Source organism: Nocardiopsis mwathae, from assembly GCF_014201195.1.
GTDB lineage: Bacteria > Actinomycetota > Actinomycetes > Streptosporangiales > Streptosporangiaceae > Nocardiopsis_C > Nocardiopsis_C mwathae.
Window position 1 is genome coordinate 5,438,822 of record NZ_JACHDS010000001.1, and the last position, 14,011, is coordinate 5,452,832.

14 protein-coding genes are annotated in these 14,011 nt (G+C 70.2%); all 14 read right to left on the reverse strand.

Translation table 11 applies throughout. The annotated features are described in order from the left end of the window. Window positions 1–32 precede the first annotated feature (32 nt). The 14 genes from HNR23_RS23860 to HNR23_RS23925 all read right to left on the reverse strand — a co-directional run bounded on the left by HNR23_RS23860 (window position 33) and on the right by HNR23_RS23925 (window position 14,011). Entirely contained in the window at window positions 33–980 is a 948-nt protein-coding gene (locus HNR23_RS23860; protein WP_343070694.1) for an ATP-binding cassette domain-containing protein, read from the reverse strand. Continuing rightward, window positions 977–1,759 carry a hypothetical protein gene (locus HNR23_RS23865; protein ID WP_246421844.1) on the reverse strand — a complete coding sequence of 261 codons (783 nt, stop codon included), beginning with the start codon at window positions 1,757–1,759 and terminating at the stop codon, window positions 977–979. Before HNR23_RS23865 ends, HNR23_RS23860 begins: the two co-directional genes overlap by 4 nt. Before the next feature lie 5 nt (window positions 1,760–1,764). Then, entirely contained in the window at window positions 1,765–2,382 is a 618-nt protein-coding gene (locus HNR23_RS23870; RefSeq protein WP_184078927.1) for a hypothetical protein, read from the reverse strand. 123 nt (window positions 2,383–2,505) lie between these two features. Next, window positions 2,506–3,189: a response regulator gene (locus HNR23_RS23875; RefSeq protein ID WP_184078929.1), complete on the reverse strand. Its 684-nt coding sequence runs from the start codon at window positions 3,187–3,189 to the stop codon at window positions 2,506–2,508. Next, window positions 3,186–4,634: a sensor histidine kinase gene (locus HNR23_RS27045; RefSeq protein WP_449406843.1), complete on the reverse strand. Its 1,449-nt coding sequence runs from the start codon at window positions 4,632–4,634 to the stop codon at window positions 3,186–3,188. The genes HNR23_RS23875 and HNR23_RS27045 overlap by 4 nt, the downstream gene beginning before the upstream one ends. After that, window positions 4,531–5,346, reverse strand: coding sequence for an ABC transporter permease subunit (locus tag HNR23_RS23885; RefSeq protein WP_184078933.1), 816 nt, complete (start codon window positions 5,344–5,346; stop codon window positions 4,531–4,533). The genes HNR23_RS27045 and HNR23_RS23885 overlap by 104 nt, the downstream gene beginning before the upstream one ends. A 5-nt stretch (window positions 5,347–5,351) precedes the next feature. Further along, the gene (locus HNR23_RS23890) at window positions 5,352–6,263 is read right to left on the reverse strand and encodes an ABC transporter ATP-binding protein (protein ID WP_184078935.1); all 912 of its coding nucleotides are present in this window, start codon (window positions 6,261–6,263) and stop codon (window positions 5,352–5,354) included. Between the two features lie 176 nt (window positions 6,264–6,439). Next, window positions 6,440–7,651: an ABC transporter permease gene (locus HNR23_RS23895; protein ID WP_184078937.1), complete on the reverse strand. Its 1,212-nt coding sequence runs from the start codon at window positions 7,649–7,651 to the stop codon at window positions 6,440–6,442. Continuing rightward, window positions 7,648–8,361 (reverse strand): ABC transporter ATP-binding protein, encoded by a 714-nt coding sequence (locus HNR23_RS23900; protein ID WP_184078940.1) that lies wholly within the window; start codon window positions 8,359–8,361, stop codon window positions 7,648–7,650. Before HNR23_RS23900 ends, HNR23_RS23895 begins: the two co-directional genes overlap by 4 nt. Continuing rightward, window positions 8,358–9,368: a peptidoglycan-binding protein gene (locus HNR23_RS23905; protein ID WP_184078942.1), complete on the reverse strand. Its 1,011-nt coding sequence runs from the start codon at window positions 9,366–9,368 to the stop codon at window positions 8,358–8,360. The genes HNR23_RS23900 and HNR23_RS23905 overlap by 4 nt, the downstream gene beginning before the upstream one ends. A 181-nt stretch (window positions 9,369–9,549) precedes the next feature. Further along, a complete protein-coding gene (locus HNR23_RS23910) occupies window positions 9,550–9,999 on the reverse strand; it encodes a hypothetical protein (RefSeq protein ID WP_184078944.1) in 450 nt (149 codons plus the stop codon). Window positions 10,000–10,343: 344 nt separating this feature from the next. Beyond that, the gene (locus tag HNR23_RS23915) at window positions 10,344–11,792 is read right to left on the reverse strand and encodes a DHA2 family efflux MFS transporter permease subunit (RefSeq protein ID WP_184078946.1); all 1,449 of its coding nucleotides are present in this window, start codon (window positions 11,790–11,792) and stop codon (window positions 10,344–10,346) included. A gap of 69 nt (window positions 11,793–11,861) precedes the next feature. Beyond that, window positions 11,862–13,013, reverse strand: a complete 1,152-nt coding sequence (locus tag HNR23_RS23920; RefSeq protein ID WP_184078948.1) for an AMP-binding protein — start codon at window positions 13,011–13,013, stop codon at window positions 11,862–11,864. Continuing rightward, window positions 13,013–14,011, reverse strand: a complete 999-nt coding sequence (locus HNR23_RS23925) for an ATP-grasp domain-containing protein (RefSeq protein ID WP_184078950.1) — start codon at window positions 14,009–14,011, stop codon at window positions 13,013–13,015. The genes HNR23_RS23920 and HNR23_RS23925 overlap by 1 nt, the downstream gene beginning before the upstream one ends.

Here is a 14,011-nt window from a genome sequence, read left to right on the forward strand (position 1 = left end):
GGGGACACCGGCGGCGACGTCGCCAGGTCGGGCTATGGCAATACACCCGGGACCGACTCCCCGCGGGTGCCCTGAGCCCACTCTCCTTCCCCGGCACCCCAACGCATGAGTGCGATGTAGCCGTCCTCCAGGTTCGGGGCGGCGGGCCGCCCGCCGGGCGGTGGCTCGGCGGCGACGACCCGGAGTACCGACCGGGACGCGTGGACCACCGCAGTGTCTTCCTTCAAAGGCGTGCCGACCGGCACCTCATAGACGCGGCCGCGCCCCACGGCGGTCAGTTCGCTGACCGCGCCGTGGAAGACCAGGCGGCCGCCCCTCAACACCGCCGCCCGGGGACAGCTCTGCGCCACATCGTCGAGGATGTGGGTGCTCAGCACGACCGTGCGCTCCCGCCCCAGCGACGCCAGCAGCGAACGGAAGCGCAACCGCTCCTCGGGGTCGAGGCCCGCGGTGGGCTCGTCGACGACGAGCAGCCCGGGGTCGCCGAGCAGGCTCTGCGCGATACCGATACGCCGCCGCATCCCGCCGGAGTACGTGGCGATCCTGCGGTCGGCCCGTTCTGCCAGACCGACCTGGACCAGCAGCTCCTCGATCTGGGCGCGGCGGGCCCTGCGGTCGCCGATCCCCTTGAGCAGCGCCATGTAGTCGAGGAACTCCCAGCCGGTCAGGTCCGGGTAGGGGGTCAGCTCCTGCGGCAGGTACCCGGTGGAGTGCTGGGCGGCCCGGCGGCCGCTCGCGGTTGCGAGGTCGTGCCCGCCCACCGTGACCCGCCCGGCGCTTGGGCGCAGGACTCCGGACAGGACACGCATCAGGGTGGTCTTGCCCGCCCCGTTGCCACCCAGCAGGCCGAGCACGCCGCCCCCGACCGCCAGGTCCACCCCGTCCAGGGCACGCACGCCACCCCGGAAGGCCTTCGTCAGCCCGCTGACCCGGATGTCCATGCGCCCGCTTTCCGCCTGATCGTCGCTGCCGTGTCTCATCGGCGCCGCCCCGCGACCAGCCCGGTGAGGAGAAGGAAGGCGGCGGTCAGGGCCGCCAGGACGGTGAGGTTCACCAGGGCTGAGCCGGTGCCCGGCGGGGGACTGAGCACCCCCGACAGCTCATGGTTCGCCCACACCGGCCGGGCCCCCAACCACGCCGCTGCCGGGTAGCCGCCGCCCGGGGACAGCAGGGTCCCGGTGGGCGTGGGCAGCGGCATCAGCGCGGGCGAGGCGATCGTCGACCACAGCCACACCACCGCGGTGACCACCCGTGCCAGCGCCACCGGCAGCAGAACGCCCATGAGCGCGGCGAAGGCGGTCAGCACCACCGCCCCCGGCACGATGACGAGGAGGAAGGCGCCCGCCGCCGCGGCCAGCGGCCCCGGACCACCGTCGGCCATCGCCGCCGGAACCGCGCACACCAGTACCACCAGCAGCGGCGGAAGCAGGGCCACCCCCAGCGGCGCGGCGAGCAGCGCGGGCAGCCGGACCCCGGCAGGACAGGGGGCGGCGGCCACGAGCTCGCCCAGGCCGGGGCGCAGCCCCCGCTCCACCCGGTCGGCCAGCGCCACCCCGATACCCAGCGTGCACAGGACGCCGGTGAACGGGGCGGCTTCGCCGACGTGGGCCACCCCATCGGCGATCTCGGCGGGAGAGCGCCAGGCGGCCACCAGCGCCAGCAGAGAGAGGGGAGCCACCGCGAACCACAGGGTCCGGCGCCGCACCGCCATGTACGCCTCATACCGCAGTGTCCCGGCAAGAGCCGGGACGAAGGACATGGCTGTCATTCTCGTCGCTTCTCCATCTCCATCAGGCTCTCGGCATCACCCAGTCTCCGCACCACGAGCCACAGCAGGAGCGCCGCGATGGGTGCCACCAGGGCGGCCTGCGGCAGAGGGAGGACGACCAGCCCGTTCACGAAGAGCACCTTCGCCGACCACACCCCCATCACCAGGCCCGACCCTGCTGCAGCGGAGCCGGTACGCACCGTGCCCCAGAGGCCGGCGGCCATGCACAGTCCGCAGGACGCCCAGGCGGCGACGACCGCGGGGAACGGATCCGGGCCGGGAGACCCCAGGGCCAGCGCGGCGATGGGAAGCGCACCCGCCACGAACACGCTGCCAGCCGCGGGGGCAAGGCGGCGCAGCACCGAGACCGGATAGGAGGCCGGCAGGGTGAGCTGGAGCTCCATGGCCCACTCCCGCCCCGCCACACTCACCGCGGCCAGCCCGGCCGTCAGTGCGAGAACCGCCTGCGCGGCCCACAGCACGAGCGGCCCCAGCTCCGAGAGCACGAAAGCGGCCGCGAACAGGGACACCGCGACCACCACCGGGGCCGCCACAGCAGCCGCGCCTCCGCGCTTGGCCTCATGGGCCCACAGCGTCGCACTCGCATTCTCCACACCGGGTACGTAGCAACACAGCAGCCCGTGGTTCACTCCGGCGGGACCCTGCGTCGCCCCATCGGCGCTCCAGGGACTCGCCTTTGCGGAGAAGCCCCGCAACTCTCCACTGTGCGGCCGGGGTCAGCCTTCCTCGCCAGGGCGGGGAGCCACGAGCTTGGCGTCGTAGGCGAAGATCACCGCTTGGACCCGGTCGCGGACGCCCAGCTTGGGAAGGAGCCTGCCGACATGCGTCTTCACGGTGGCTTCCGCCATGTGCAGTCGCTCGCCGATCTCCAGGTTGGAGTGCCCCCGGGCGATCTCGATGAGGACCTCTCGTTCTCGGTTGGTGAGTAGCGCCAACTTCTCCTGGACCTCATCCCGGGGACACTCGTTTTCGGCTAGCTGGGGTGTGACCAGATCGAGCAGCCGGCGCGTCAGCGTGGGTGCCACGATCGCGCCTCCGCTCAGCACCGCGCGCACACCCGCCAGTAGCTCCTCGGGACGCGTGTCCTTGAGCAAGAATCCACTGGCACCGGCGCGCAGCGCCGGGTAGGCGTATTCGTCGAGGTCGAACATGGTCAGGATGAGGACACGCACCTCGGGGTGGGCGGCGATGATCCGGCTGGTCGCCTCGATGCCGTCGGTTTCGGGCATTCGCACGTCCATGAGGACCACATCGGGAAGAAGCGACCGTGCCTGGAGCACGGCGGCCTCGCCGTCGCCGGCTTCCCCCACCACGTCCATGTCGGCCTCGGACTCCAGGATCATCCGCAGCCCCCTCCGCTGGAGTGGTTGGTCATCGACCAGGAGAATGCGGTGGCTCACGCCTGTCCCTTCGCTGAGATCGATCTGCCCATCGGCAACTCGGCTTCGACGGCCCAGCCTCCTCCCGGCCGCGGGCCAGTCCGGATCTCCCCACCCTGGATGCTCACCCGCTCCCCCAGCCCCGTCAGGCCCGAGCCCACTTCGCTCCACAGCCCCGCTGCGCCGGCCGACGTTCCGTTGTCGGTGACACTCAGCCGGATCCGGCCGTCTACGGCCTTGACCCGGACATGGGCTCGCGCATCGGTCCCCGCATGCTTCGCTACGTTGGTCAGCGCCTCCTGGACGATGCGAAAGACGCACAACCGCAGGCGGTCCGGCAACAGGGTGAGATCGACTGCGCAGTCCATGTCCACCGCCAAGCCCGTCGCACGTACCCGGTCGACGAGTTCGTCCACATCACGGCTGTACGGTTGCCCAACGCCCTCGTCCCGGAGCAGTCCTAACACATCGCGTACTTCGGCCAGCGCTGCTCGGCCGGTTTCGGCCACAGTGGCCATGGATTCGATGGCGCGCTTGGGCTGTTTCTCGGCAAGGAGAACCGCTCCGTCGCTGAGCGAAATCATCACCCCGAGGCTGTGTCCGACGACGTCGTGCATCTCACGGGCGATCCGGGTGCGCTCAACCTCCTTCGCCCAGCGGGCGCGCTGGTCACGCTCCTGCCGGAGTCGACGGGCCTCGGACTCGGCAGCGGCGAGGGCGCTGCGGCGGTTGCGTACCACGAGCGCCAGTACGCCGGTCGCCAGAGCAGTAAGGACCATGCTCAACGCGGTGACGATGCGGATCAGGGCGTTCAGGAGCAGCGCTTCCTCATCGGAGATCTCCCCGAAGAGATTCTGCGGAAGCTCCGGGAAGGGTTGCACCGCGAGGACGCCGATACCGACAGCGAACAGGGCTGACGCGGACAGCCCCGCCCCCGGCGGTCTGCGCACCAGCACGTGGTAATAGGCGATGAACAGCCCCAGTTCGCCCCCGACATGGGCGCCCGCGGCCAGCCAGGACACCAGGGAGATCGCCAGGATCACAGCGAAGACCGTCATGGAGTGCCGCCTGCGACCCACCAGTACTGCGCACAGCAACACGTGGACGACCACGAGTAGGGGGTCCGGTCCGTAGTTGACCACGAGGAGGGGAAGCCCGAGGAGGAACAGCGCAGCCGGCACGGCGCAGTCGACGACCGTCGCCCTCGCGCCCGATGAGGATGGGTTGTGGGGGGAGCCCGCAGATCGGGGCTCCGTGCCCTCGGTGACGCGCCTGATCAACGGGGTCATCCACGCACCGTCCCGTCCATTGTCCGATTCGAGCCCGACGTGTTCCGCGTGGCGGGCGTCGCCAAGGGGCGCGTCAGCGCGTGTCCCGCCTTCGCAGCAGCACGTAGGCCACACCCAGTGCGACGGCAACGTAGCAGCCGAATACGACGGCGCTGCTGCCCAGGCCGAGAACGGCATCCGGCGCGGGCACCTTCATCAGCTGGCTGCCCGCGCTCGTGGGAAGGAAGGCGGCGGCCTTCTCCGCCATGGTCCGGGGTAGGGCCATAGGTAGCAGGGGAAGGAGGAAGAGCACACCGAACATCAGGGTGATCCCCCCGGCTGAGCTGCGCACGATCGTCCCCAGAGCCAGCCCCAGCAGGGCGATTCCGGCCAGATACACCCCAGTTCCCACCAGCGCGCGGACAACCGTTGCATCCATCGGCCACCCGACACCCAACACGTCCTCCAGCCCTGGTCGAGTGAGGAGGAACGCTGCCAACGCCACCGGGACCATCACCAAAAGGGTCGACACTCCCAGCACCAGTGCCTTGGCCATCAGCAACCCTCCGCGACGAGGAGCGGCGGCCAGCGTCGAGCGAATGAGACCGGTCCCGTACTCGGAGCTGACCGCGAGCACGCCCAGCGCAGCGATGGCCACCTGCGCCAGCCCTACACCGCTCAGAGTCAGGTGAGTGGGGTCGACGAGCATCTCCAGTGGCGGGGTCCCGCCCTCCGCGTCCACCTTCGCCACCACCACGGCCGCGAAGCCGAACCCGACGGTCACCAGCGCGGCGACCGCGTACAACACCGCTGTCTGTGGCAGCGTCCACAACTTCAGCCATTCCGACCGCACGATCCCGCCCCAGCTGAGGCGCGCCTGGTCGAGCTCCTGCCCTGTTCGCGTCGTCACCTTCGTCACCCCTTCCGCGTCGCTCCGCGGTACTCCACCGCGTCCTGGGTCAACCTCATGAACGTCTCCTCCAGTGAGTGGCCCTGGGTGAGAACCTCGTACACGTCGATCCCCTGTTCACGGGCGACCAGGTCGATGTCGTTCCGCTCCACGCCCGACACGTCGAGCGTCCGGTTACCGAGCGGAGTGCACTCGCCGCCGAGCTGTCCGAGCGCACGAGCCAGGCCCGCCGAATCCGATGCGGTCACCCGGAACACGCGTCCGTCGTTGGTGAACTCGTTCATGGAGGCGTCGGCGATGAGCGCGCCACGTCCGATGACGATGACCCGTTCGGCGATCTCTGCGATCTCCGCCATCAGGTGTGAGGAGACCAGGACGGTGCGGTCCTCGTCCGCCAAGCCGGTCAGTAGATCGCGGAGCCAGCGGATTCCCTCCGGGTCCAGCCCGTTGAACGGCTCGTCGAGGACAAGGGTCCCCGGGTCGCCCAGCAGAGCCGTGGCCAACCCGAATCGCTGCCGCATCCCCAGGGAGAAACCCCCGGCGCGACGACGCCCGGCGTCGGAGAGCCCCACCAGTTCCAGAACCTCGTCGACCCGGCCAACAGGGATGGAGTGCGTGTGAGCGAGCGCTCTCAGGTGGGTGCGGGGGCTTCGCCAGGGGTGGAAGAAATCGCTGTCCAGAAGCCCACCGGCAACACGCATCGGAGCGGGGTGCTCTGCGAACGGTTCGCCGTCGATCAGAGCGCGCCCGGCCGTGGGCCGGTCCAGCCCCAAGAGCAGCCGCATGGTCGTGGACTTCCCCGCGCCGTTCGGCCCGAGAAAGCCCGTCACGACCCCCGGCCGGACGGTGAAACTCAGCTCGCGGACCGCTGAGGTGGAACCGAAGCTCTTAGTCAGCTCTTCGGCTTGAATCGCCATCGCTACCTCCTTCTCATTCGTGTCGCACGTCGGGTCCTGATGCCAGCAGTCTGTTGCGTGCCGCGCTGTGTGTGGGTACGCCCAGGGTCGGCATCCTTGAGCCGGGAGTACGCCGAAAGATCTAGCCTTAAAGCGGGCTCCGGGAGGTAAGGACATCCCGAGCCCGCACCGCGTGCTCAGTTGGCGGCCAGTGCCTCGGTCGGTGCGAGCCGTGATGCGCGCACGGCGGGATAGAGGCCGGCGATTCCGCCGATCAACACGGTCGCCCCGAGGCCGACAGCGACGGCCCAGGGCGGGATCGTGGGCGACCACCCCTGGCTCAGGGCGTAGGTCGCTGTCACACCCGCTCCGAGTACCGTCCCTGCAGCTCCCCCCAGGAGCGACAGCAGGAGTGCCTCGGTCAGGAACTGGGAGCGGATATCGCGGCGGGTGGCGCCCAGTGCTCGCCGGAGGCCGATCTCTTGGCGTCGTTCCAGAACTGAGATCACCATGGTGTTGGCCACCCCGACCCCACCGACCAGCAGCGAGACCCCTCCCAGGCCGAGGAGCATTGCCGTCAGTGTGGTGTCGACAGCCTGCTGCGCCTCCAGCGCTTCGGAAGGCCGTGAAACGTCGACCTCACCGGGGTTTTCGGGGTTGGCGGTCGAGGCCAGGACTCCGCGGACGTCCTCGACGGCACCGGGGGCGACGCGTGTGTAGATGGTGGAGACCTCACCTCGTGACCCCAGATGGGACTCGGCGACCGGCCACCCGATCAGTGCGGAGGTCTCCAGCTCCGGGGCGAGGGGGACCGGTTCGAGCACGCCGATCACCGTGAACCACTGGTCGCCCAGCCAGACACGCTGCCCCACACCATCCCCGCCGATGCCCAGCCGGTCGGCTGCACGTGATCCCAGCACCACCGTTGGATATTCGGCATTTCCGCGGTTGAGCCACTCTCCGGCTGCCATCTCCAGGCCGACCCGTTCCTTGAGTTCGAGGTCTGCTGCGAGAACGGCGATGCTCCCGGTCTGCTCCTCGGGGATCAGGTCGCTCCGGTACACAGCGGCGTCCACCCTGCCAACGGCGACAGCTGACTCGACCGGGGGGATGTGCTCGATCATCGCGGCGGCCGAGTCCGGCATGACAGCCTTCTCTCCCAGCAGGTTCTCTCCGGGGCCGACTCTGAGAAGGTTGGTGCCGAGCGCGTCGAGTCGGCTGTTGAGCTCTGAGCGGCTGGACTCGGAGATACCCACGACCGAGATCATCGCCGCGATGCCGATCGCGACCCCGAGGGCGGAGAGCACCACCCGGGTCGGACGTGCACGTAGTCCGCCCAGCCCGATCCGGACGAGATCGGCGACGCTCAGCCGGGGGAGAGGGGGAAGTGGTCCGCCGCTGCGGGTCATGCCGTCACCACCGCTGTGTCGGATCCTCCGCTCGGCCTCGGCTGAAGGGTGTCGCGCACCACCCGGCCGTCGAGGATTTCGACGGCGCGGGGAAGCGTGTCGGCCATCTCCCTGTCATGGGTGATGACGATGACGGTGGTGCCGGCCGCGTGGAGGTCGTGCAGGAGGGCCAGCACCTCGGCCCCGGAGGCGGAGTCGAGATTGCCGGTCGGTTCGTCGGCCAGGAGCACCACGGGATCGGCGACCACCGCGCGTGCCACGGCGACACGCTGGCGCTCGCCCCCGGACATTTCGTGCGGTCGGTGGCCGATCCGGTGCCCGAGGCCGACCCGTTCCAGGGCGTGGGCGGCCCGCTCCCGTCGTTCGCGATGCGCCGTCCCCGTGTACAGGGCGCCGTCTGCCACGTTGTCCAGGGCACTGACACCCGGAGCCAGATGGAACTGCTGGAACACGAATCCGATGTGGGCGGCGCGCAGGGCGGAGAGTTCGCGGTCGCGCAGCCGCGACACGTCATGGCCGTCGAGGTAGACGTGACCTGCGGTAGGCAGGTCGAGGGTGCCGATCAGGTTCAGAAGGGTGGACTTGCCCGACCCCGAGGCTCCGATGATCCCGAGGAGCTCGCCCCGGGAGATTCTGAGGCTGACGTCGCGCACAGCGTGGACACCCCCGGGGTAGACCTTGGCGACCGACGCCAGTTCGATGATGCTCATTCCGGCACCCCCACGGACGTCCCCTCGCTGATACCGGAGCCCGAGACTTCGACCAGTCCGTCGGCGAACAGCCCCGTCTCCACCGCGGCGTAGGAGGTCTGGCCTTCGGGCCCTACGGTCTGCACGCCGTATCCGCCCTCGCTGAGGGCCACCAAAGCTTCCACCGGTACGGCGAGGACGTCCTCGGCCCGGCCGACCTCCAGGCGAACCGCAACAGGGGCGACCTCGTAGTCGTTGAGTTCCTCCTCGTCCTCGACGGTGATCTTGATCCGGACCGTGGCATCCTCCAAGGAGTCACCCTCGGCAACGCTCACGGTCGAACCGACGTCGGCCACCTCCGCCTCAAGGACGCGGCCATCGGGCAGCTCGACCTCGACACGACCGTCTTCTGCGATCAGGTGCCTCCGGCGGACTTCCACGTCGACGGTGACCGTGCGGGACACACCGGTGAGGCTCAGGACCTCGCCGCTGGCCGAGGAGCCGAGGTCCGCTGTCACCTCACCGACGCGTACCGCGGACTCGGTAACGAGAACTTGCTCGGGGGCGACCCGGCCGGTCCTGGTGACACCCAGGTCCTTCTGCCAACGACTGACCGCCTGGGCGGTGGCCCAGGTGTAGTGGTTGTCCGCGGTGAAGCCCGTGTACCCGAGGGCGGCGAGGTTGGACTCCAGAATCGCAACGTCGCGGCCTCGGGAGCCCACGGACAGCTCACGGTAGAAGGGGGTGGTCCCGTACAGCAGTACGCGGGGGCGCTGGTCGGCCCGGTAGACGGGCTCGCCGCGGACAATGACGTCCCCTTCCTTGGGCAGCCAGGTCAGCGTCCCCTCACCGCCGACAGCGGTAGCCGGCGCCGCGCGTTCGTAGTTCAGCGCCCCGTCCAGCCGCTCGGTGTCGACAAGGGTGGTGCGGACGACGTCGGCGGTATTGGGGACGGCCGCCAGGCCTTCCTCGTCCGCGGGGTTCACCAGGGCGGCAGCGCTCGCTCCGGCGAGCGTGAGCGCGACCACTACGGTGACAGTGATCCACACAGCACGCCGACCCGGTCGGCGCACTCGGAACCTGCCTGTCCCCCGGTCCCGTCCCCCCTGAGGGGAGACCACCTTGGTCGGCTCCCCCTGGATGGGTGGGGTGCCCTCCGACGGCGCGGACATCTGTCTTCACCCCTTCGTCTCAGTGCCGGTGTCTCGGTCAGCAGGCTGCGTCGGCGGCTTTGTAGGTGTCGCTGCCGACATCCACGCCCTCCAGGTCGAGTGCCCCGTCGGGGCCGGGGTCGGCGATGTCGACGCCGTTCTCCCTCATGCATTCGGTCCAGGCACGCAGTTCCTCCACGGTCTCCTCGTCGAGGTCGAGTTCACCTCCGGGCATCAGGTCCTCACAGGCGCTCATGGCCGTTTTCAGGGTCTCCTCGTCCACGTCGATGCCTTCAAGGCCGGCGGGGTCGCCATCGGTCGGCATCTCAACACCGTGTTCGCGCATGCAGTCGTCGTACTCGACCAGCTGCGCTGCGGTGTCGCCGGTTGTGGGCGAGGTGTTCTCTCCTCCGGCAGTGGGCACCTCTGGCTCGGGATCGCCTGTGCAACCCGCAATTGCGAGCAGTCCGGCCGCGGCCACTGCCACCGGGATTCGTCCGAGGTTCATACCGTCCTCCGTGATCGTCAGGTGTCGTCGCGCCGGGGTCTTCCACCGGCACTGACGAAGCTACGGATCCGCGCGGCCTTGCCACATACACCCGAGGTCGGCTCCTGACCGGACCGCCTACACCGAAAGTCGTAGGCACGCGCTTCAGGCTTTCGCGGCGTGCTCGGTGGAGTCGTTCTCGACGCCCGTGAGTTCGGCCGTTACCGGCCGGGTGCCTCCGACTTCATGGGCCAGATGCCCTGCCCCGACTAGCTGGGGTCGGCGGCACGCCGGTGCGGGTACGACGCCTGTGGGGCGGGTGCGACGAGCGAAACCGTGCTGATGACGGCTGGCGATTCAGCAGGTCATCCGGCGTCGCGCTGGTCCCGGTGGGATTCCTCGTGCGATACGTCGTGTGCGGACGGCTTGGGGGCTGCCTTCCCCGCCGACGCGGGGGGTGTGCGCTGGACGGCCAGTGCCAGGGCGGTGGCGATGGCGATCGCGGAGATCGGGATCAGCATGGCGCTCCTGGTCGCGTCGGTGAACGCGCCGGTGTCCGCTCCGGACTGCATGACCGCGCTGACCGCGGCCGAGCCGAAGGCGGCCCCCAGTTGGAGGACCGTCGCGAGGACGCCGCCGGCCGATCCGGCGACGGCCGGGGCCAGGCCGCGGGTGGCGATGGCGGTGAGCGGGGTGAAGAGCATGGAGTTGCCCGCGCCGATGACGAGCATGACCGGGATGAGGCCCGTCCAGGAGGCGTCGGGCGCCATGGACAGCGCGATCCACGCCATGCCGCCGCCGGTCAGCACCAGACCGGCCAGCAGCAGGAGCTTCGCGTCGACGCGGTCGGAGAAGCGGCCGACGAACGGTGCGAGCACCATCGAGACCAGTGAGGCGGGGGCGAGGACGGCGCCCGCCACGAGCGCGCCCGTGCCCAGGCCCGACTGCAGGTAGAAGGAGAGGACGACCGTCAGCCCGATCATCCCCATGGAGACCCCGGCTCCGGCGAGGCACATCAGCGGGAACCGCCGACCGCTGAAGACCCCGAACGGCAGCAGCGGCTCCCGCCCCTGGTTCCTTCGCTGGTGGGCGACGAACAGGCACGCCGTTCCGGCCGAGCCGGCGAGCGCGATCCAGATCCAGGCGGCCCATCCCGTTTCCTCACCCTGGGTCAGGGCGAACACGGCGAGGAACAGCGCGGCGGCCGACAGCACGACGCCCACGAGGTCGAGGCGCCGCTTGCGCTCCGGCGCCACCTGCGGGATCAGCGTGAGCGTGAGGATGAGCAGGAGCAGCCCGATCGGGATGTTGATGAGGAAGACCCACCGCCAGTCGAGCGTGTGCACGAGCAGTCCGCCGATGACGGGGCCGGCCAGGGCGGCGCCGGCTCCGACCGAGCCGCGGATGCCCAGGGCGGTCCCGCGCCGGTCCTCGGGGAAGAGCGCCACGATCATCGCGAGGATCTGCGGCACGATGAGGGCCGCGCCCAGCCCCTGGAACCCGCGCGCGACGATGAGCTGGGCGGGGGACTGCGCGAGCGCGCACACCAGGCTGAACAGGGTGAACATGCCGAGGCCCACGGCGAACACCCGGCGGGAGCCGTAGAGGTCGCCCAGGCGCCCGGCGGTGATGAGGGAGATGGCCAGGGCGAGCACGTAGGCGTTGACCGCCCACAGCCCCTCCACGACGCTTGCGTCGAGGTCGGCGACGATGCTGGGGAGCGCGACGGTCAGGACGGTGAGGTCCATCTGCGCCATGAAGTACCCGCCCACGATGACGGCGAGCACCACCCAGGGGTTGCCGTTGCGCGTCATGACCCGCCTTCCGTGTCCTCGAATGTTCGATGGGCCGTTGACCCGGCGCCCGTGGCCAGCTGCGGCCGCCTATGACCAGACGGCCGGCGGGACCTTGGTGGTGCGGTCCACTCGGTCCAGGCGGTCGACGCGGAGTGCTGACACCGCGTCCGGGTGGCGCGCCGCGACCACCCGGAACCGGTCGAAGACGTGGAGCAGGTGGTCGGTTACCCCGTCGGCTCCGGCCTCGCCGACGAACCGCACCGTCAGTCGGCGGGTGGAGCGCCGGCTGCCGTCGGAGGCGGTCAGGGCGAGCTGTGCGTCGTCCACCCCCGGCAGCGACCGGACGGCGGCCAGCACCTCCCCGATGCCGAAGGTCGCCCCCCGGAACTTGACGGTGTCGTCGGCCCTCCCCAGGACGCGCAGGCCGTCGGGGCGCCCGCAGACGCAGTCGGCCGCGGTCACCCGGTCGCCCAGCCGGTACCGCACGACCGGAACCGTCCAGCCGTCCCCCGCCCTGGTGAGCAGGGCGCCGTCCGGGTCCGGTTCCAGCAGCTGTCCCGGCAGCAGGTGCAGCACCGACGCGTCACAGGAGGGGTCGTTGACGGCGATCACGTACGTCTCGACCGAGCCGTAGTTGCCCCAGAAGCCCGCGCGGGGAAAAGCCCTGCACACGAGGTCGCGCTTGCTGTCCGTCCACGGCTCGGCCATCCAGATCACCGTGGTGACGGGGATCTCCGCGCCCGCGGCCAGCACGCCCTCGGCGAAGTCCGCCAACCCCGTGGGGGTCCCGGCGATCGCGTCCACGCCCAGGTCGGCGAAGGCGGGGGACCACGCCGCCACCTCGTCGGGCGCCAAGGGGCCGAAGGGAACGACCGTGGCCCGGCTGTGCTCGGCGAGCTTCAGCATGTAGTAGTGCGACGCCCACATCCGGCCCGCGTTGAAGAGGTTGAGCAGAACTCGGCCCGGTCCCAGCGGGTTCCAGTGTTCGGTCAGACGGGCGAGGGCCTGGTGGTGGGGGACGAACGTCGGTTTGGGGCGGCCGGTCGTCCCGCCGCTGGACATCAGCAGGGCGCCGTCGCTCGCTGCGGCGTGCCGTGAGGCGCACAGGATGTCCGCGGCCCCCGTCACCGGGAGGTCGGAGACGTCCTCGACCCGCTCGGGAGGGGCCTGCCCGCCGGCGGCGGCGAGTTCGCGGGCGTGGACGAGGACGTCGTCCAGAGCGACGGCGCCGATGCCCATCAGCGCCGCTCCCGCGCGGCGATCCACTCCCGGTGGCCGCGGAGGTAGGCCTGGAAACGGTCGTGGACGATCCTGTATCCGGTCTGGGCCTGCTGCGCGTCCTGGCTGAAGCCCACGGCGCCGTCGGGCTCGATCTCGGAGATCCAGTAGCGCTCTCCGTCGTGGAGGAAGTCGAGGGTGAAGTAGGGGGTGCGCAACCGGGACGCCGCATAGGCTACGGCGCCGTCCAGCTCTTCCAGGGAGTCGACGTACTGCCGCTTGTGCCGACCGCCGAGCGCCCGGGTGGACACCATGCAGTAGCCCTCCTTCTCACCTTGGAGGATCGTGTGCGGCTTGCCGTCGATCACGAAGATCCGCCCCTCGCGCACCTGGCCGAGGTAGGGCTGGACCACCAGTGCCGTGTCCGACCCGCCTGCCAGGCCGATGACGCCGCGCAGGTCGTGGATGTTGGAGACGACGCTGACGCCGAGCCCCATCCCCCAGTAGGCCGGTTTCACGATGAGCGGGTAGTCCAGGCCCTGGAACGCGACGTCATAGTGGCCGCTCATGGCCGACCGCCCGCTGCCGATGCGGACGGTCGGCACCGTCGGGACGGGACTGTCGGCGAGGAACAGCATCGTCGCCAGCTTGTCCCTGCCGATGAAGGCGATGCGCGGTGGGATGGGGAGGTAGAACCCGCCTTCTTCCAGGCCGGCGTAGAGGGTCGCCTGGTTGCAGACGTCCGCGGCCTGGTGGGGAAGGGTGTAGAAGTGCGTGACGAGGATGGTGTCCTCGGGCGTGATCCGTTCCCCGCGCAGGTAGAACCGGGGATCGCGCGGATCGCGGGCATCGATCGCGACCTCTTCGGGCGCGTGCAGAGACATCTCCAGGCCCAGGTCCTCGGCGACCGCCCGGTACTGGTCCCACACGGCTTCGTGCTCCATCGTCCGCTGCGCCGCCGTGCCGCGGTCGGGGTAGATCCAGCACAGCCGGCGGGCCGTCGACTCCTCAGCGGTCAT

Excerpts from the sequence above, each read along its gene's own strand:
- HNR23_RS23890 (WP_184078935.1), bottom strand. The coding sequence starts at position 6,263 with ATGGCGATTCAAGCCGAAGAGCTGACTAAGAGCTTCGGTTCCACCTCA.
- HNR23_RS23900 (WP_184078940.1), bottom strand. The coding sequence starts at position 8,361 with ATGAGCATCATCGAACTGGCGTCGGTCGCCAAGGTCTACCCCGGGGGT.
- HNR23_RS23915 (WP_184078946.1), bottom strand. The coding sequence starts at position 11,792 with ATGACGCGCAACGGCAACCCCTGGGTGGTGCTCGCCGTCATCGTGGGC.
- HNR23_RS23925 (WP_184078950.1), bottom strand. The coding sequence starts at position 14,011 with ATGACCGCTGAGGAGTCGACGGCCCGCCGGCTGTGCTGGATCTACCCC.
- HNR23_RS23860 (WP_343070694.1), bottom strand. The coding sequence starts at position 980 with ATGAGACACGGCAGCGACGATCAGGCGGAAAGCGGGCGCATGGACATC.
- HNR23_RS23895 (WP_184078937.1), bottom strand. The coding sequence starts at position 7,651 with ATGACCCGCAGCGGCGGACCACTTCCCCCTCTCCCCCGGCTGAGCGTC.
- HNR23_RS23920 (WP_184078948.1), bottom strand. The coding sequence starts at position 13,013 with ATGGGCATCGGCGCCGTCGCTCTGGACGACGTCCTCGTCCACGCCCGC.
- HNR23_RS23910 (WP_184078944.1), bottom strand. The coding sequence starts at position 9,999 with ATGAACCTCGGACGAATCCCGGTGGCAGTGGCCGCGGCCGGACTGCTC.
- HNR23_RS23865 (WP_246421844.1), bottom strand. The coding sequence starts at position 1,759 with ATGTCCTTCGTCCCGGCTCTTGCCGGGACACTGCGGTATGAGGCGTAC.
- HNR23_RS27045 (WP_449406843.1), bottom strand. The coding sequence starts at position 4,634 with ATGCCGTTCTCGGCCTGGGCAGCAGCGCCGTCGTATTCGGCTGCTACG.